Raw genomic sequence first — 17115 nt, 5'->3', positions numbered from 1 at the left:
CGGGTTTTTTCGTTTGCCGGCAAGTACTTAAAAGAAAGCCCGCAAAATGGCGCTCCGCGAGCATTTCAAAGTTCGAAATGCTTTGCCGGCATATACATGCCCGCTCATATTCGGAGCCTCCGAAACCGCCAATACGAAAATTTCCGAGCGTCACAGATTACCTTTTCTTTTCAGAAGCTTACCGATGGTGATCCACAGCTTGTTCACATCAGCTGCGGCCGATAGGCGACAATTGGCTGTCAAGTGAATTATTTCAGAAAATTTCGCGTTGTGTGGCCTTTTTCATATTCGCCGGAAAAGGGTTTGAATCACAATGGCTTTGTCAAAATCAACTGTTGCAGCATGGCGTTCGAAACGTCCCTTGCTAGTCAGATTCCTTAAAAATCCGTTAGGGGTGGCCTTGCCCTATCCACAGCGATTTCGGTAATGTCTGTCCATCGAAGGGACGGGCCCTTGGCCCTTGACCAGCCTGAAACCGGCCAGCTCAAATTGGCAGAGTTTACACCGCGGATTCAACTCCGCGGACGGGGTTGGTTTGTCTTTTCGATACGGTAGGGGACTGGCGTAATTGTACATGGCAGGTCGACGGTGCGCCGGCGGTTTTTCGCCGGACGGCATTTTGTTGCCCTGACATGACCAAAGCGGATCGGCTCTTCGGCGCCGGACCGACAACGAGGCGATTCATCAGCCGGCGGCGGCGATGGTGTCGCAGCGAAGACACGGTCGCCGGAAACATGGATGCAGGAGGCGCATCCCCGGCGGAAAACAGGTACAAGAGACAAGGAACTCGATCATGCAGAGCGGCGGCATCGAAAGGGAGCTTACAGGCGACCTCCCATTTCCTGGAACGTTAATCGGAAGGAACGACATGGCGGCTTCCAATGAAGCTGAACAGAAGTTCGATCGGGTCAAGGCCCAGTTGAAGGCGCGTCTGGGAACCGAGGTCTATTCGAGCTGGTTCGGGCGCATGAAGGTCGCTGAATCCTCTAAGGGCATTGTCCGCATCTCAGTGCCAACCGCATTCCTGCGTTCATGGATCAACGGCCACTATCTCGATCTCATCACCGAGTTGTGGAAGCACGAGGATCCGGAGATCCTCAAGATCGAGATCGTGGTTCGCACCGCCACACGGCAGGGCCGCAACAGCGTCGAGCCAGAAGTGGCCCCGGCGCGCAAGATGACCAGGCAGACGCAAACCGCGCTCTCTGCGGGCACGGCGAGCCCCAGTAGGGTCGAACGGGTCCCGGTACCCCGCCCGGGGATGCCGGCAGAAACCGAGTTCCGGCACAATGTTCTCGGTTCGCCACTCGATCCACGCTATACTTTCACCTCCTTCATCGAAGGACCATCGAACCGAGTGGCTTTTGCCGCCGCCAAGGCGGTCGCGGAATCGCAGTCGAGCGCGGTGCGTTTCAATCCGCTCTTTCTTCACGCGACGGTCGGGCTGGGCAAAACGCACCTGTTGCAGGCGATCGCCGCAGAATCGCTGAAGCAGAATCCGAAATCGCGGGTCGTCTATCTGACGGCTGAATATTTCATGTGGCGGTTCGCCACCGCGATCCGCGACAACAACGCACTGACGCTGAAAGAACAGCTGCGCGACATCGACCTCCTCATCATCGACGACATGCAGTTCCTGCAGGGCAAGTCGATCCAGCACGAATTCTGCCATTTGATCAACATGCTGCTCGACAGCGCCAAGCAAGTGGTGGTCGCTGCCGACCGGCCGCCGTCGGAATTGGAGTCGCTGGAGCCACGCGTCCGCTCGCGCCTCAACGGCGGCGTCGCGCTGGAAATGTCAGCCCCGGATTTCGCCATGCGTATCGGTATGCTCAAGCTCAGGCTTGCCACCGCCAAGCTCGACGATGCGTCGCTCGATATTTCCGAAGAGATCCTCAACCACGTCGCCCGCACGGTGACCGGCAGCGGACGCGAGCTCGAAGGTGCCTTCAACCAGCTTTTGTTTCGCCAATCCTTCGAACCGCAGATCACCATCGACCGCATCGACGAGATCCTTGGCCACATCTATCGTTCGGGCGAACCCAAGCGGGTGCGTATCGAGGACATCCAGCGCATCGTCGCGCGCCACTACAACGTGTCGAAGACCGAACTTCTGTCCAACCGGCGCACACGCACCATCGTCAAGCCACGGCAGGTCGCCATGTATCTGTCGAAGGTGATGACGCCGCGCTCGCTGCCGGAGATCGGGCGGCGGTTCGGCGGTCGTGACCATACGACCGTGCTGCATGCGGTGCGCAAGATCGAGGATCTTTCCGGTGCCGACAACACACTGGCGCAGGAACTCGAATTGCTGAGAAGGCTGATCAACGACCAGGCCTGACGGCCCGAAAAACGCCGGCTCGCGGACTCCGGCCTTTTTATCCCCAGAAAGCCCGTGCAGCCGGTCCGAACCGGTGGCGCGGGCTTGCGTTTGCCGGGTTTTTCCTGTCAGTTTACGCAGATTCTGAGCCTGTTCAGACCTTTCGCGGGGCGCCGCTTGCCGGAGACCCGTTCATTCATTCAAGCGAGCCTGTTTCGTCATGCGTGTTATCCTGGAACGGTCAAATCTCCTGAAGTCGCTCAACCATGTTCACCGCGTGGTCGAGCGGCGCAATACCATTCCGATCCTGTCGAACGTGCTGCTCAGCGCCGAGGGGGCCAGCCTTGAAATGAAGGCGACCGACCTCGACCTGGAGGTGACCGAAGCAACGCCGGCAAAGGTCGAACGTGGCGGGGCGACGACGGTCCCGGCACATCTGCTCTACGACATCGTGCGCAAGCTTGCCGACGGCGCGGAGGTGGCGCTGAAGACCGACGAAGACGGCAACGCCATGACGGTGACGTCGGGGCGCTCGAGCTTCCGCCTGCAATGCCTGCCGCAGTCCGACTTTCCCGAGCTTTCAGCCGGGTCGTTCTCGCATATTTTCCGGCTCGATTCCGTCGGACTAAAGGGCCTCATTGAAAAGACCCAGTTCGCCATCTCGACCGAGGAGACGCGCTATTATCTGAACGGCATTTATCTGCACACGCACGAGGCCGGCGGCAAGCTGAAGCTGCGCTCTGTCGCGACCGACGGCCACCGGCTGGCGCGCGCCGAGATCGATGCGCCGGCAGGCTCTGAGGGCATGCCTGGCGTCATAATCCCGCGAAAGACGGTCAGCGAGCTGCAAAAGCTGGTCGACGATCCCGATGTTGCAGTCACCACCGAGTTGTCCGACACCAAGATCCGTTTCACCATCGGCAGCGTTATCTTGACCTCCAAGCTGATCGACGGCACTTTCCCGGACTACCAGCGCGTCATTCCGACCGGCAACGACAAGAAGCTGATTATCGATCGCCAGAGTTTCGCCGCTGCCGTCGATCGCGTTTCGACCATTTCGTCCGAACGCGGCCGGGCGGTGAAGCTTTCGATCGCCGAAGGGCAGGTCACGCTTGCGGTCAACAACCCGGATTCGGGCAGTGCCACCGAGGAACTGGCGGCCGACTATTCGTCCGATCCGATCGAAATCGGCTTCAACGCCAAATACCTGCTCGACGTTGCCGCGCAACTGACCGGCACGGAGGCGAAGTTCATGCTGGCGGATGCCGGTTCCCCGACGCTGATCCACGACATGGCCGACGAGACCGCGCTCTACGTGCTGATGCCGATGCGGGTGTAGGGCCCGAACGGGGCCATCTTGCTGTCGTGACCAGATCTGCAAAACCGCAGCAGACGTACATAAGTAAGCTCACACTTACGAATTTCCGCAACTATGCGGCGTTGGCAATCGACCTTGATCCCGGTGCTGTGGTTTTCTCCGGCGACAATGGCGCCGGCAAGACCAATCTGCTTGAAGCGATCTCGCTGCTCACGCCGGGCCGCGGCCTGCGCCGCGCACCCTATTCCGAGGTGGCGCGCGAAGGCGGCGACGGTGGCTTTGCGCTGCATGCCCGGCTTGACGGGCCGGAAGGCCAGGTCGAGATCGGTACCGGAATATCGGGCAGCGACGGCGAAGCCGGCCGGCGGGTGCGGATCAACGGCGCGACGGCACGCTCAGCCGAAGACATGCTGGAATGGCTGCGCGTGGTCTGGCTGACACCGGCCATGGACGGCCTGTTCCCCGGGCCGGCTGCCGACCGCCGGCGCTTCCTAGACCGGCTGGTGCTGGCGATCGATCCTGGCCACGGCCAGCGCGCGCTTGACTACGAAAAGGCAATGCGCGGCCGCAACAGACTGCTCGCCGACGGTTCACGCGACGGTGCCTGGTTCGATGCGATCGAGATGCAAATGGCCGAGACCGGCGTGGCAATTGCCGCGGCGCGTGCCGAACTGGTGCGCCTGCTCGCCGCCATGATCGACCGGCTGCCCGGCGACGGACCGTTTCCGCAAGCCGACATCGGCATCTCTGGCGAACTGGAAGGCGAACTCGGTATTTTGCCGGCCGTCGACGTAGAGGAACGGTTCCGTCGTGCGCTTGCCCAGGGGCGCGACCGCGACCGCACCGCCGGACGCACGCTCGACGGCCCGCACCGTTCCGACCTCGTGGTGCGCCACCGGCCCAAGGCGATGCCGGCCGAGCTCTGTTCGACCGGCGAGCAGAAGGCGCTGCTGGTCGGCATTGTCTTGTCGCATGCGCGGCTAACCGGCGAGATGTCGGGCATGACACCGATCCTGCTGCTCGACGAGATCGCCGCCCATCTCGACGGCGGTCGACGGGCGGCCTTGTTCTCGATCCTGGAGGAACTAAACTGCCAGGCCTTCATGACCGGGACCGATGCCGCGTTGTTTGACAGCCTCAAGGGACGCGCGCAATTCCTGACCGTCGATCACGGCACGGTCAGGCCGACCATTTGAATTTCGTCCATGGCGCATTTCTGAGCTGCATGCATTGACGCCTGACAAGTTTTTTCCTCCGTTATATGGTCCGGCGATGATCACAGCCGCCCTCACCGATGAAGAGCTCGAACGCTACGCCCGCCACATCGTGCTGCCCGAGATCGGCGGCGCGGGCCAGCAGCGGCTGAAGCGGGCGCGGGTGCTCGTCATTGGCGCCGGCGGATTGGGAGCGCCGGTGCTCGAATATCTCGCCGCCGCAGGGATTGGCACTCTCGGTATCGTCGACGACGACATCGTTTCGCTTTCCAACCTGCAACGACAAGTGATCCACGCCACGGGCGATGTCGGGGTGGCGAAAACCGACAGCGCCAGAGCGGCGATCATCCGCATCAATCCAAACGTCGTCGTGGAAGAGCACAATTTCAGGCTGACCCTGGACAACGCCCCTACCCTCATTGCCCGTTATGACATCGTCGTTGACGGCTCCGACAATTTCGAGACACGCTACGCGGTGGCCGACGCCTGCGCCGCGGAAAGCCGGCCGCTCGTGCATGCCGCCGTTGGCCGCTTCGACGGCTCGGTCACCGTACTGAAGCCATTCGAAACCGGCCCGGACGGCAAGTTGAACCCAAGCTACCGCGATCTCTTTCCCGAGGCGCCGCCGCCGGGACTGGTGCCATCCTGCGCGGTGGCCGGCATTGTCGGCGCGCTGACCGGGGTCATCGGCACGCTGCAAGCCATGGAAGCGATCAAGCTGATCACCGGGATTGGCGAGCCGCTGGTCGGACGACTGCTGCTCTACGATGCGCTGGCGGCACGCTTCGACACGATCCGCTACAAGCGAACCAGCCCGTGAGCCTGCCTGCCGACGTTTCCATCGTGCAGCTTGCGGCCGATTTCGACTGTTGGGACGAGGTGCTGGCGCTGGTCATGCGGGCCTTCGCCTTTATGGACGGGGTTATTGACCCGCCGTCCTCGGCGCATCGGCTCACCGTTGAAAATCTCAGGGCTAGAGCGCTGGAGGAGACAGCATTCCTGGCGCTGAAGGAAAACGAGATCGTCGGTTGCGTCTTCATCCTGAAGCGCGCAGACGAGCTCTATGTTGGAAAGCTCGCGGTCGAGCCGGTTCTTCAGGGACAAGGCATTGGAAAACAGCTGATGCAGGCCGTCGAAGATCTTGCCCGCAGCCACAACAGGACCGCCATCGAGCTCCAGACCCGGATCGAGCTGACCGGAAATCACGCAGCCTTTGCCCGCCTCGGTTTTCGTGAAACCGAACGGACAGCGCACAAGGGCTACGACCGGCCGACCTCAATCACCATGCGCAAGGCGTTTTCGTAAGCCAAAGCTATCCAACGACGAACGCGCGGTTGCCGCGGCAAGACCGTGCCGGCGTGACGGCAGGTCACGCCCTCAACGGCAGCACGCGGTCGGGCGGGCGATGACCATCGAAGAAGGCGCGGATATTGATGATCACCTTCTCGCCCATGTCGATACGGCCTTCGAGCGTCGCCGAACCCATATGCGGCAACAGCACGACCTTGCCTTTGTGGGCAAGCTTCAGCAGCTTGCTGTTCAGCGCCGGCTCGTGCTCGTAGACGTCGAGGCCGGCGCCGGCGATCTTGCCGTCATGGATGAGCTTGATCAGCGATTCCTCATCGATGATATCTCCGCGCGCGGTGTTGACTATGTAAGCGGACGGTTGCAGAAGCGCCAGCCGCCGTGCCGAAAGCAGATGGAAAGTTGCCGGTGTCGATGGGCAATTGACCGAGATAATGTCCATACGGGCAAGCATCTGGTCGAGGCTTTCCCAATACGTGGCTTCCAACTCGTCCTCGATTGCCGGCAGCACGCGGTGGCGGTTGTGGTAGTGGATCGAGAGGCCAAACGCCTTGGCGCGCCTGGCGACGGCAGTGCCGATGCGACCCATGCCGACAATGCCGAGCCGTTTGCCCCAGATGCGACGGCCGAGCATCCAGGTCGGCGACCATCCCGCCCATTTCTTGTCGCCGGTCAGCACGTTGGCGCCTTCGGCCAGCCGTCGCGGTACGGCCAGCAGCAGCGCCATGGTCATGTCGGCCGTATCTTCGGTCAGCACGTTCGGCGTGTTGGTGACGGTGATGCCTTTCTTGGCCGCTGCCGCAACGTCGATCTTGTCGACGCCATTGCCGAAGTTGGCGATCAGCTTGAGGTTGTCGCCGGCCTGGGCAATCAGCGCCGCGTCGATATTGTCGGTCACAGTCGGCACCAGCACGTCGGCCTCCTTGACCGCCGCCACCAGTTCCGGCTGCGTCATCGGCCTGTCCTCCACATTCAAGCGGGCGTCGAACAACTCGCGCATGCGGGTCTCGACTAGGTCGGGCAACTTGCGCGTGATGACGACGAGGGGCTTCTTTTTGCCTGCCATTGTTTCCTCGAACCCGATCTCGTTGAGACCTCTTTAACCAAGAACGGCGAAACTGAGAGCCGATCGCGGTACCGGTCATCCATGTAACAAGCGGTTCCGCCGAAGACAAAGAAAAATGGGCGCGAAGGCCGATTGGCGGGCGCCGAAAGGAACGAAAGTGTCTGGTTTCGCGTCGCTCCGCCTGACCCTCAGTGCAGCATTCCTCGGCGCTCTCATCCATAGCCCACTGGTGATGGCGCAAAGTGCCGCCGCACCCGCCCAGAGCGTCACGCTCGGACCAAGCGGCTTGCCGCTGCCGCGCTTCGTCAGCCTGAAATCCGGCCGCGTCAACTCGCGCGTTGGGCCGGGCGTCAATTATTCCGTCGACTGGATGTATATGAAGCCAGGCCTGCCGATGGAGATCATCCAGGAGTTCGATACGTGGCGCCGTGTGCGTGATGCCGACGGCTCGGAAGGCTGGATCAATCAGTCGCTGCTTTCGGGCCGTCGCACGGCGATCGTCGCCCCCTGGCAGCGCGGCAAGGACGCTCGCGTCAACCTCCTTGACGACCCGGCAAAAGATGCAGGCGTCATCGCGATCCTCGAACCGGGGGTAATGGGCACGATCAAGTCCTGCGATGGCCAGTGGTGCGAAATGACCTTCGACGGCCATACCGGCTGGCTCGCGCAGTCGCTGGTCTGGGGTGCCTATCCCGGCGAAAAGGTCAAGAACTGACTTTTCCGAACCGGAGGTCGGGCCAGCGCTGCAAGCACCGGATCCGGCATTTGTTTCGCTGATCTTCGGTTCGGGGATGGTTTAGCGGCCGATGCGGCCGAGATGGGTATCCTGGAAACTGCTTGACAGCTTCAAACCATAGCCCAGAGCGCGGTCGATGGCGATGTGGGCGATCCAGATCAGCGCGACAGCTATCGCCATTGCATTGTCAAAGACGCTGCCGACAAGCGCCAGCAGAACGGGCAAGATCAGTATGTGCAAGGCGTTGTAGGCGACGGCCCCGACGCGCGGCCCGGCCATGTAACCCAGCATCGACAGGTCGGGCGCCAGAATGAGCACGGCAAACAGCCACCAGGAAACACCGGCGATTGCATAGAAGACAAGAGCCGCCACCGCGACGGCGACCCATTCGAGCCGGAGCGTCAAATCCAGGAATTTCATAAGGCGCCGGTCAGTCGCAGCGTTTCGGACGCAGTCTCACCACGATATCGACATTGGCGATCTCCATGCCCTCCGGCGGTTCCGGCAGGTTGGAAACCGTCACCGGGCCGCTGTCGATATCGAAGATCCTGTTTTCGCCCTCGATATAGAAATGATGGTGATCGGAGGTGTTGGTGTCGAAATAAGTCTTCGATCCCTCGACGGCAAGGATGCGGAGAAGACCGGCCTGGGTAAACTGGTGCAGAGCATTGTAGACGGTGGCCAGAGACACCGGCACGCCGGCGGCAAGCGCCTCCTCGTGCAGTTCCTCGGCCGAAAGATGGCGGTCGCCCTTGGCGAAAAGCAGATCTGCCAGCGCGATGCGCTGGCGTGTCGGCCTCAGACCGGCCTCGCGAACCCGCTTGTCCACAGCGACATTATCCTTCCGGCAACCCAGATCCATCTATCCGTCGCGCTCACAGTTCCGCCTCAGACAGGTCCAAAATGGCAGAAATTGAGCATCTGCCGAAACTGGACGTGTCCTGACATATATTCTGTCGACCGAATGCGATCAATAGCGCGCATTGACCCGGGCAGACGGGCAGGTTAAGCGCAAGCGCCGGTTTCCGGCCTGAAACAGATTGTGTTAGGAAACCACCGACAAGGGCGCCTATCGCCCGGGACGATCACGGGGACGAGATTGATGGCGGGTTCGAAATCCAGCTACGGTTACGAGGAATTGCTTGCCTGCGCCCGCGGCGAGCTGTTCGGACCGGGAAATGCGCAGCTGCCCTATCCGCCGATGCTGATGTTCGACCGCATCACCGAGATCAGCGAGACCGGCGGTGCGTTCGACAAGGGTTTCATCCGCGCGGAATTCGATATCAAGCCGGATTTGTGGTTTTTCGCCTGCCATTTCATCGGTAATCCGATCATGCCAGGATGCCTAGGCCTGGACGCCATGTGGCAGTTGACGGGGTTCTATCTCGGATGGCTCGGTGAACCCGGCAAGGGGATGGCGCTGTCGACCGGTGAGGTGAGGTTCAAAGGCATGGTCACGCCTTCGGTCAAGAAGGTGGAGTATGGCGTCGACTTCAAGCGAGTGATGCGCGGTCGGCTTGTGCTTGGCATCGCCGATGGCTGGCTGAAGGCAGATGGCGAGCCCATATACGCGGCAACGGATCTGAAGGTCGGTCTGTCCAAGCAATCGGCCGCCGTCTGAACGAAGACCCTACAGTACGACGTCTTGGACGTCTGATGAACGCTGTAGCACTTTTAATTTTGCGCATGGTTCCATTCCGGAAATTGATTTCAGGTTCGGGGTCCGCGCTGGAAGGAGTTGCGAATGAGACGGGTCGTAGTCACAGGTCTCGGCATCGTGTCGTCGATAGGCAACAATGCCAACGAGGTGCAGACCTCGCTGCACGATGCCAGGTCCGGCATCAGCTTCTCCGACTCTTTCGCCGAGCATGGCTTCCGTTGCCGGGTGTGGGGTGCGCCGACGCTGGACCCATCGGGCATGATCGACCGTCGCGCCATGCGCTTCCTGTCGCAGGGTGCTGCCTGGAACCATGTCGCAATGGACCAGGCGATCGCAGACGCCGGCCTCGACGAGGCCGACATCACCAACGAGCGCACCGGCATCGTGATGGGCTCCGGCGGACCGTCGACCCGTGCAATCGTCGAGGCGGCCGAGACCACGATCAAAAACGGCAGCCCCAAGCGGATCGGACCGTTCGCGGTGCCAAAAGCGATGTCGTCGACCGCGTCGGCGACGCTTGCCACCTGGTTCAAGATCCACGGCGTCAACTATTCGATCTCATCAGCCTGCTCGACGTCTGCGCATTGCATCGGCAATGGCTACGAGCTGATCCAGTGGGGCAAGCAGGACATCGTCTTCGCCGGCGGCCATGAGGATCTCGACTGGACGATGTCGGATCTCTTCGATGCCATGGGCGCCATGTCGTCCAAGTTCAACGACAGAGCATCGGTCGCCTCACGCGCCTACGACGTCGATCGCGACGGTTTCGTCATTGCCGGCGGCGCCGGCGTGCTGATTCTTGAAGAGCTCGAGCATGCCAAGGCACGCGGCGCCAAGATCTATGCCGAGATCGTCGGCTATGGCGCGACATCGGACGGCTACGACATGGTGGCGCCGTCGGGCGAAGGCGCGGCGCGCTGCATGAAGCAGGCGCTCGCAACGGTGTCCTCGCCGGTCGACTACATCAATACGCACGGCACCTCGACGCCGGTCGGCGACTCCAAGGAAATGGGCGCCATCCGCGAGGTGTTCGGCGAGAAGATGCCTTTCATCGCGTCGACCAAATCGCTAACCGGCCATTCTCTGGGCGCCGCCGGCGTGCAGGAATCGATCTACTCGATCCTGATGATGCAAGGCGGCTTCATCGGCGAGAGCGCCCACATTGAGAACCTCGATCCGGAATTCGAGGGCATGCCGATCGTGCGCAAGCGCATCGACGATGCAAGGATCGACACCGTTTTGTCCAATTCGTTCGGTTTCGGTGGCACCAACGCAACGCTGATTTTCCAGCGCTATTCCGCATAAGGATTTGCCGACCATGGACGGATTGATGAAGGGCAAGCGCGGGCTTGTCATGGGTGTTGCCAACGATCATTCGATCGCCTGGGGTATCGCCCGCAAACTGTCCGAACATGGCGCGGACCTCGCCTTCACCTATCAGGGCGAGGCCTTCGGGCGCCGGGTCAAGCCGCTCGCCGAGAAATTGGGCGCATCCCTGGTGGTGCCTTGCGACGTCGAGGACAGCGTGTCGGTCGCCGCGACTTTCGAGACTTTGGGGAAGGCGTGGGGCGGGCTGGATTTCGTCGTCCATGCCATCGGCTTTTCCGACAAGAACGAGCTGAAAGGCCTCTACGCCGACACGAGCCGCGACAACTTCATCCGCACAATGGTGATCTCCTGCTACTCCTTCACCGAGATCGCCCGTCACGCCGCCACATTGATGAAGGATAGCGGTTCGATGATCACGCTGACCTATGCCGGTTCGGTCCGTGTCATGCCGAACTACAACGTTATGGGTGTCGCCAAGGCGGGGCTGGAGGCCAGCGTCCGCTATCTCGCCAACGACTACGGCCCGCGCGGCATCAGGGTGAACGGCATATCGGCGGGACCGGTACGGACGCTTGCGGGCGCCGGGATTTCCGACGCACGCCACATGTTCTCCTACCAGCAGCGCAACTCGCCGCTACGCCGTACAGTGACGATCGACGAAGTCGGCGGCTCCGCGCTCTATTTGCTGTCCGACCTGTCCTCCGGCGTCACCGGCGAAATCCACTATGTCGATTCCGGCTATCACATCGTTTCCATGCCGACGCTTGACGAATTGAAGCAGACCGACGGCGGGCGGGAATAGCGCGAGCGACGTATCGCCGGCTTGCCCCGCAGGATTTCAGCGTCGCGCCGATAAGACCTTGAACATGCCGTCGCGGGCGAGCTCCGCATGGCTGGAGAAGGCGGCCGCCAGCACCGGTTCGTAGGGAAGCTGACGGTTTGCCACCATGAACAGCCGGCCGCCGGGCTTCAGCGCCTTGCCTGCCGCGCGGATCATGCCGGCACCGATTTCCGGCTCAGTCGCCCGGCTGCGGTGAAAGGGCGGGTTCATGACGACCACGTCGTAGCGGCGCTCGACCGGTTCGCTCAAAAGATCTATCCAGAAGAAACGTGGCTCCACGCCTGTGTTGCCGACATTGGCCTTGGCCGCCTCCAGCGCCTCGAAATCCGCTTCGTAAAGGTCAAGCGCCGATATGCCGGGTGAGCGGGCGGCGACTTCGGCGGCGACATAGCCCCAACCGGCACAGAAATCCGCAACGCTGCCACGCAGATCGTTGGGCAGATTTTCGACCAGCAGCTTCGATCCGGCATCGATCTTGTCGAAGGAAAACATGCCTGGGGCCGTGCGGAAGCGGTCCTCGACCACCAAGTCCGGATTGGCGGTGCGAAGCGTTGCCGCGGCAACGGTATCGGCCAGCCGGCGAAACCAGAAGGCAATGCCGTGATGCTTCGGCAGGTGGCCTTCGAGCGGCACAAGGGCGCCGACATGCTTGCGCAGGCTGGCGATTCCATCGTCCTTGCTGCCGGCGACGACGATCAACCCGTCTGGTGCTGCGCGCTCGACCGCTTCGGCAACGCGCAACTCGTTTTGGCCGCGATGGCGGCCAGCGAGCACAAATGCCGCGTCGAAAGCCTCGCCTTCGACCTGCGGCGTGACCGCGAAGCCGGACGCCTGCAAGGCGCGAAAGTGCGGCCTGAAGCCTTGGACAAGATGAAGCTTGGCATCAAACCCTTCCGGCAAGCGAAAGCCGGGCTCGGCACCGAGAAAGAGTATGCGTTCATCCTTTCGTGGCAGGGAAACAGCACCGGCCTCGAACGGATGGAAAAGCGTTTTCAGCGGCTCGGCGGACATTCACCACTCTTGAACTGCAAGGCTGTTGTTGAAACGCAAACGGGCGCGACCTTCCGGCGCGCCCGCTTCGATTGCATAGTTAGATCAGCTTAGGCGGCGTTTTCTTCGCCTTCGCTCTTCTTGTCGCGCACGATTTCCTTGCCGGTGGCCTGGTCGACGACCTTCATCGACAGGCGGACCTTGCCGCGCTCGTCGAAGCCCATCAGCTTGACCCAGACCTTGTCGCCTTCCTTGACCACATCGGAGGTCTTGGCGACGCGGTCATTGGCGAGTTGCGAGATGTGGACGAGGCCGTCACGCGGACCGAAGAAATTGACGAAAGCGCCGAAGTCGGCGGTCTTGACGACCGTGCCCTCGTAGATTTCACCGACTTCCGGCTCGGCGACGATGGTGTGTATCCACTTCTTCGCCGCCTCGATCTCCTTGGCATTGGCCGAGGCGATCTTGACGGTGCCGTCGTCCTCGATGTTGATCTTGGCGCCGGTCTTTTCGACGATCTCGCGGATGACCTTGCCGCCCGAGCCGATCACGTCGCGGATCTTGTCCGTCGGGATGTGCATGACCTCGATGCGCGGCGCGAACTCGCCGAGCTCGGCACGTGCGCCGGACAGCGCGTGGGCCATTTCGCCGAGAATGTGCTGACGGCCATCCTTGGCCTGGTCGAGGGCGATCTTCATGATCTCCTCGGTGATGCCCCCGATCTTGATGTCCATCTGCAGCGAGGTGATGCCGTAGGCGGTGCCGGCAACCTTGAAGTCCATGTCGCCGAGGTGGTCCTCGTCGCCAAGGATGTCGGAGAGCACGGCGAAGCGCTCGCCTTCCTTGATCAGGCCCATCGCAATGCCGGCGACCGGCTTGGCAAGCGGCACGCCGGCATCCATCAGAGCCAGCGAGGTGCCGCAGACGGTAGCCATTGACGACGAGCCGTTGGACTCGGTGATCTCCGAAACGACGCGCAACGTATAGGGGAACTGGTCGGCGGTCGGAAGCATCGGCCGGATGGCGCGCCAGGCGAGCTTGCCATGGCCGATTTCGCGGCGGCCCGGCGAACCCATGCGGCCGGTTTCACCGACCGAATAGGGAGGGAAGTTGTAGTGCAGGAGGAACTTCTCCTTGTACATGCCGGTCAACGAATCGACATACTGCTCGTCCTCGCCGGTGCCGAGCGTGGCGACAACCAGTGCCTGGGTCTCGCCGCGAGTGAACAGCGCCGAGCCGTGCGTGCGCGGCAGGACGCCGACTTCCGAGACGATCTTGCGGACCGTCTTCAGGTCGCGGCCGTCGATGCGCGAGCCGGTGTCGAGAATGTTCCAGCGCACGACCTTGGCCTGGAGCTCCTTGAACACGGTGCCGATCTGTTCGGACGTGTATTTGGCCTCTTCGCCTTCTGCCGGCGCGAACGCGGCCTTGACCTTCGCCTTGACGGCGTCGACGGCGGCATAGCGCTTCTGCTTGTCGGTGATCTTGTAGGCGTCGCGAAGCTCGCCTTCGACGATCTTGAGCATCTCGGCTTCAAGTGCGGAATAGTCCGGCGCGGTGAAGTCGCGCGGGTCCTTGGCCGCGACTTCAGCCAGCTTGATGATCGCGTCGATCACCGGCTGGAAGCCCCTGTGGCCGAACATGACGGCGCCAAGCATAAGGTCCTCGCCGAGTTCCTTGGCTTCGGACTCGACCATCAGCACGGCGTCGGCGGTGCCGGCGACGACCAGGTCGAGCTTCGATTCCTGCATCTCGTCGACATGCGGGTTGAGCACATATTCGCCGTTGATGTAGCCGACGCGGGCGCCGCCAACCGGGCCCATGAACGGCACGCCGGACAAGGTCAGGGCCGCGGAGGTGGCGACGATCGACAGGATGTCCGGGTCATTTTCGAGATCGTGCTGGACGACGGTGACGACGATCTGGGTGTCGTTCTTGTAGCCTTCGGCGAAGAGCGGGCGGATCGGGCGGTCGATCAGGCGGGAAACCAGCGTTTCCTTCTCGCTCGGACGGCCTTCACGCTTGAAATAACCACCCGGGATCTTGCCGGCGGCGTAAGTCTTTTCCTGGTAGTTGACCGTCAGCGGGAAGAAATCGAGGCCGGGTTTCGGCTCTTTCATCGAGACGACGGTGGCGAGAACCTTGGTTTCGCCGTAGGTGGCCAGCACCGCGCCATCAGCCTGACGCGCGATCTTGCCGGTTTCGAGAATGAGCGGGCGGCCGCCCCATTCGATTTCCACTTTGTGGTAATTGAACATGTCTTGTCCTTCGTATGCGGAAAGGGCCGCGCCGTTTCAGCGTGCGCGGATGCCCCTTTCCCTTGGCTTCCTTTCTCGGGCAGCCACGGGCAAGACAACGGGAGGCTCGGCTTATTCGGCGCGGTGCCGCACGAGCGTCCTGCAATCCTGCCCCATGACCGTCCATGGGCGGTTTCGAGCGGCCCTCTGCTGTTTCGAAACCGGGTTGGCCAATCGATCCGAGTGGCCTTGCGCGTGAACCCGAAAACCAGGTTTTCGGAAAATATCCTGCGCAAATCTAAACTTCAGAGCGTCCTTTGCGCATCCAAACCGATGCGCGGCGCTCTACTTCCTTCCTACTTCCTTCATGGAGCCTTGGATGACCCGATGCTCCAATGCGCGACCGGCGGGCTCTCGAAAGAACCCGCCGGTCAATTCGTCAACGGCGCAGACCGAGCTTCTCGATCAGCGTCTGATAGCGCGCGTCGTCCTTGCGCTTGAGATAATCAAGCAGGCTGCGGCGCTGGGAAACGAGAGCGAGCAGACCACGGCGGGAATGGTTATCCTTCTTGTGGTCCTTGAAATGGTCGGTCAGGTTCTTGATGCGCTCCGAAAGGATGGCCACCTGGACTTCCGGAGACCCGGTATCGCCCTTGGCGGTTGCGAATTCGCCCATCAATTCCTTCTTGCGTTCGGCAGTAATCGACATCGTGTTTTTCCTTGTCTGTTTGAGGAAACGGGACGCCCTCAGCCGGGATGTCGTCCAGCAGGGGCCGGTGCAAGCAACGCGTCAAAGCGCGAGGCTGCGGCGCATATAGTGCAATTCCGACAAAAAGGCCAGCCTAATTCACAAGCCGGCTTTTTGCTGCATAAACGGGCACTTCCGCCTAGTCAGAGCCATTTCTTCCATTTGAAGTACGCAAAGAGCCCGACCGCAACAAGCGCCATGAAGACGAGCGACAGGGGATAGCCGTAATAGGCTTTCAGCTCCGGCATGTTCCAGGGCGAGGTGTCGGGGTCGAAATTCATGCCCCATACGCCGACGAGAAAGGTAAGCGGCATGAAGATCACCGAGACGATCGTCAGATAGCTGATGACGTCGTTGGTGCGCGCCTGGCTGAGCGACAAGTGCATCTCGATCAGGCCGGTCAGCATGTCGCGCTGGGTTTCGACCAGTTCGATCAATCGCAGCGAATGATCGAGCGTGTCGTTCAGAAATATCTTGGTTTCGGCCTTCACATAAGAGACGTCGTTGCGGATCATGGTCGCCAGCGCGTCGCGCATCGGCCAAAGCACGCCCTTCAGCACATTGGCATCGCGCCGCAATTCGTGAAGCTGCCGCATCTGATGCTTGTGCGCCTGGTTCAGCATCTGGTCCTCAATGCTGTCGACCAATTCGCCGGCAGCCTCGATCGGCGGGAAATAGCTGTCGACGATGGCGTCGATCAAAGCATAGGCGAGATAGTCGGCGCCGCGCGAGCGCAAGCGGTTGGGCACCGAGCTTGCGATCCGCTTGCGCACGGGATCGAACGGGTCGCCTTCGCGCTCCTGGAAGGTGACGACGAAGTTCCTGCCGAAGAAGACGGCGATCTGTTCGTAGCGATGCGCGGTGACATCGTCGATCATCCTGACGACGACAAAGGCATGGTCCTCGAAGAAATCCACCTTCGGCCGCTGGCCGGTGTTGACGACATCTTCCAGCGCCAACGGATGCAGGTTGAAGATCCGGCCGATCTCCTCGATCAGCTGGATGTTGGCGAGGCCTGTGCAATCGAGCCAGATAACCGGCCAATTGTGGCAATGGGTGTTGACGTCGTCGATGCTGGCATTGTCGATGGTCTTGAACTTTTCGGGCGAGATCAATGTCAGCCTGAGCTCGGAACGGCGTGCCGCCGGGTCGGCGATCAGCGTGCCGGGCGAAGCCCCGACGGGCGGCCGCCGTGTGTTGAGCACCGCCCGCTTCCTGCCCGTCTCAGCCTTTGCCATGTGCCCCCTCGAATGCAGCGTCGGTGCCGCGCATCCCTTCGGACGGCAAACGACGCCGTCGCCCTGTTGATTTAGCGCATGATCCTTTCGCAAAATAGAATCCGGTTGGAGAT

16 protein-coding genes are annotated in these 17115 nt (G+C 61.4%); 9 read left to right on the top strand and 7 right to left on the bottom strand.

The window, feature by feature from the left end:
- Positions 1–868 precede the first annotated feature (868 nt).
- From dnaA to NKJ32_RS04490, 5 genes are all read left to right on the top strand, one after another.
- The gene (gene dnaA, locus NKJ32_RS04510) at positions 869–2341 is read left to right on the top strand and encodes a chromosomal replication initiator protein DnaA (protein ID WP_023676921.1); all 1473 of its coding nucleotides are present in this window, start codon (positions 869–871) and stop codon (positions 2339–2341) included.
- A 199-nt stretch (positions 2342–2540) separates the two neighbouring features.
- Entirely contained in the window at positions 2541–3659 is a 1119-nt protein-coding gene (dnaN, locus tag NKJ32_RS04505; protein ID WP_023676920.1) for a DNA polymerase III subunit beta, read from the top strand.
- A gap of 26 nt (positions 3660–3685) precedes the next feature.
- Entirely contained in the window at positions 3686–4834 is a 1149-nt protein-coding gene (recF, locus tag NKJ32_RS04500) for a DNA replication/repair protein RecF (RefSeq protein WP_352576939.1), read from the top strand.
- Between the two features lie 76 nt (positions 4835–4910).
- Positions 4911–5672, top strand: a complete 762-nt coding sequence (locus tag NKJ32_RS04495) for a molybdopterin-synthase adenylyltransferase MoeB (RefSeq protein ID WP_352635752.1) — start codon at positions 4911–4913, stop codon at positions 5670–5672.
- Positions 5669–6157, top strand: a complete 489-nt coding sequence (locus NKJ32_RS04490) for a GNAT family N-acetyltransferase (protein ID WP_352589093.1) — start codon at positions 5669–5671, stop codon at positions 6155–6157. The genes NKJ32_RS04495 and NKJ32_RS04490 overlap by 4 nt, the downstream gene beginning before the upstream one ends.
- A gap of 64 nt (positions 6158–6221) precedes the next feature.
- Here the strand turns inward: NKJ32_RS04490 and NKJ32_RS04485 are convergent, their stop codons facing one another.
- Positions 6222–7223, bottom strand: a complete 1002-nt coding sequence (locus tag NKJ32_RS04485; protein ID WP_352589090.1) for a 2-hydroxyacid dehydrogenase — start codon at positions 7221–7223, stop codon at positions 6222–6224.
- 157 nt (positions 7224–7380) lie between these two features.
- On the opposite strand from NKJ32_RS04485, the gene NKJ32_RS04480 reads away from it, so the two are divergent.
- A complete protein-coding gene (locus NKJ32_RS04480) occupies positions 7381–7938 on the top strand; it encodes an SH3 domain-containing protein (protein ID WP_023676915.1) in 558 nt (185 codons plus the stop codon).
- 81 nt (positions 7939–8019) lie between these two features.
- Here NKJ32_RS04480 and NKJ32_RS04475 read toward each other — a convergent pair whose 3' ends face one another.
- The gene (locus NKJ32_RS04475) at positions 8020–8379 is read right to left on the bottom strand and encodes a DUF4260 domain-containing protein (protein WP_023676914.1); all 360 of its coding nucleotides are present in this window, start codon (positions 8377–8379) and stop codon (positions 8020–8022) included.
- A gap of 10 nt (positions 8380–8389) precedes the next feature.
- The gene (gene irrA, locus NKJ32_RS04470; protein ID WP_023676913.1) at positions 8390–8821 is read right to left on the bottom strand and encodes an iron response transcriptional regulator IrrA; all 432 of its coding nucleotides are present in this window, start codon (positions 8819–8821) and stop codon (positions 8390–8392) included.
- 240 nt (positions 8822–9061) lie between these two features.
- Here irrA and fabA point away from each other — a divergent pair, with 240 nt between their 5' ends.
- From fabA to fabI, 3 genes are all read left to right on the top strand, one after another.
- Complete coding sequence (fabA, locus tag NKJ32_RS04465) at positions 9062–9580, top strand: 3-hydroxyacyl-[acyl-carrier-protein] dehydratase FabA (protein WP_023676912.1); 519 nt, start codon at positions 9062–9064, stop codon at positions 9578–9580.
- A gap of 123 nt (positions 9581–9703) precedes the next feature.
- The gene (gene fabB / locus NKJ32_RS04460; protein WP_352826895.1) at positions 9704–10924 is read left to right on the top strand and encodes a beta-ketoacyl-ACP synthase I; all 1221 of its coding nucleotides are present in this window, start codon (positions 9704–9706) and stop codon (positions 10922–10924) included.
- Positions 10925–10937: 13 nt separating this feature from the next.
- Positions 10938–11750 (top strand): enoyl-ACP reductase FabI, encoded by an 813-nt coding sequence (gene fabI, locus NKJ32_RS04455; protein ID WP_023676910.1) that lies wholly within the window; start codon positions 10938–10940, stop codon positions 11748–11750.
- A gap of 36 nt (positions 11751–11786) precedes the next feature.
- Here fabI and NKJ32_RS04450 read toward each other — a convergent pair whose 3' ends face one another.
- The 4 genes from NKJ32_RS04450 to corA all read right to left on the bottom strand — a co-directional run bounded on the left by NKJ32_RS04450 (position 11787) and on the right by corA (position 17002).
- Complete coding sequence (locus tag NKJ32_RS04450; RefSeq protein WP_352589081.1) at positions 11787–12800, bottom strand: class I SAM-dependent methyltransferase; 1014 nt, start codon at positions 12798–12800, stop codon at positions 11787–11789.
- Positions 12801–12889: 89 nt separating this feature from the next.
- On the bottom strand, positions 12890–15037 hold the full coding sequence (pnp, locus tag NKJ32_RS04445; protein WP_352826894.1) for a polyribonucleotide nucleotidyltransferase: 2148 nt from the start codon (positions 15035–15037) through the stop codon (positions 12890–12892).
- A 418-nt stretch (positions 15038–15455) separates the two neighbouring features.
- On the bottom strand, positions 15456–15767 hold the full coding sequence (rpsO, locus tag NKJ32_RS04440) for a 30S ribosomal protein S15 (RefSeq protein WP_280940423.1): 312 nt from the start codon (positions 15765–15767) through the stop codon (positions 15456–15458).
- Between the two features lie 140 nt (positions 15768–15907).
- A complete protein-coding gene (gene corA / locus NKJ32_RS04435; protein WP_023676906.1) occupies positions 15908–17002 on the bottom strand; it encodes a magnesium/cobalt transporter CorA in 1095 nt (364 codons plus the stop codon).
- Positions 17003–17115: the final 113 nt, after the last annotated feature.

Source organism: Mesorhizobium sp. M0159, from assembly GCF_040322295.1.
Lineage (GTDB): Bacteria > Pseudomonadota > Alphaproteobacteria > Rhizobiales > Rhizobiaceae > Mesorhizobium.
Note: the sequence above shows the minus strand (reverse complement) of the source record. Positions and strands in the feature narration are given on the sequence as shown.

Excerpts from the sequence above, each read along its gene's own strand:
- dnaA (WP_023676921.1), top strand. The coding sequence starts at position 869 with ATGGCGGCTTCCAATGAAGCTGAACAGAAGTTCGATCGGGTCAAGGCC.
- dnaN (WP_023676920.1), top strand. The coding sequence starts at position 2,541 with ATGCGTGTTATCCTGGAACGGTCAAATCTCCTGAAGTCGCTCAACCAT.
- NKJ32_RS04495 (WP_352635752.1), top strand. The coding sequence starts at position 4,911 with ATGATCACAGCCGCCCTCACCGATGAAGAGCTCGAACGCTACGCCCGC.
- NKJ32_RS04485 (WP_352589090.1), bottom strand. The coding sequence starts at position 7,223 with ATGGCAGGCAAAAAGAAGCCCCTCGTCGTCATCACGCGCAAGTTGCCC.
- NKJ32_RS04475 (WP_023676914.1), bottom strand. The coding sequence starts at position 8,379 with ATGAAATTCCTGGATTTGACGCTCCGGCTCGAATGGGTCGCCGTCGCG.
- irrA (WP_023676913.1), bottom strand. The coding sequence starts at position 8,821 with ATGGATCTGGGTTGCCGGAAGGATAATGTCGCTGTGGACAAGCGGGTT.
- fabA (WP_023676912.1), top strand. The coding sequence starts at position 9,062 with ATGGCGGGTTCGAAATCCAGCTACGGTTACGAGGAATTGCTTGCCTGC.
- fabB (WP_352826895.1), top strand. The coding sequence starts at position 9,704 with ATGAGACGGGTCGTAGTCACAGGTCTCGGCATCGTGTCGTCGATAGGC.
- fabI (WP_023676910.1), top strand. The coding sequence starts at position 10,938 with ATGGACGGATTGATGAAGGGCAAGCGCGGGCTTGTCATGGGTGTTGCC.
- NKJ32_RS04450 (WP_352589081.1), bottom strand. The coding sequence starts at position 12,800 with ATGTCCGCCGAGCCGCTGAAAACGCTTTTCCATCCGTTCGAGGCCGGT.
- pnp (WP_352826894.1), bottom strand. The coding sequence starts at position 15,037 with ATGTTCAATTACCACAAAGTGGAAATCGAATGGGGCGGCCGCCCGCTC.
- corA (WP_023676906.1), bottom strand. The coding sequence starts at position 17,002 with ATGGCAAAGGCTGAGACGGGCAGGAAGCGGGCGGTGCTCAACACACGG.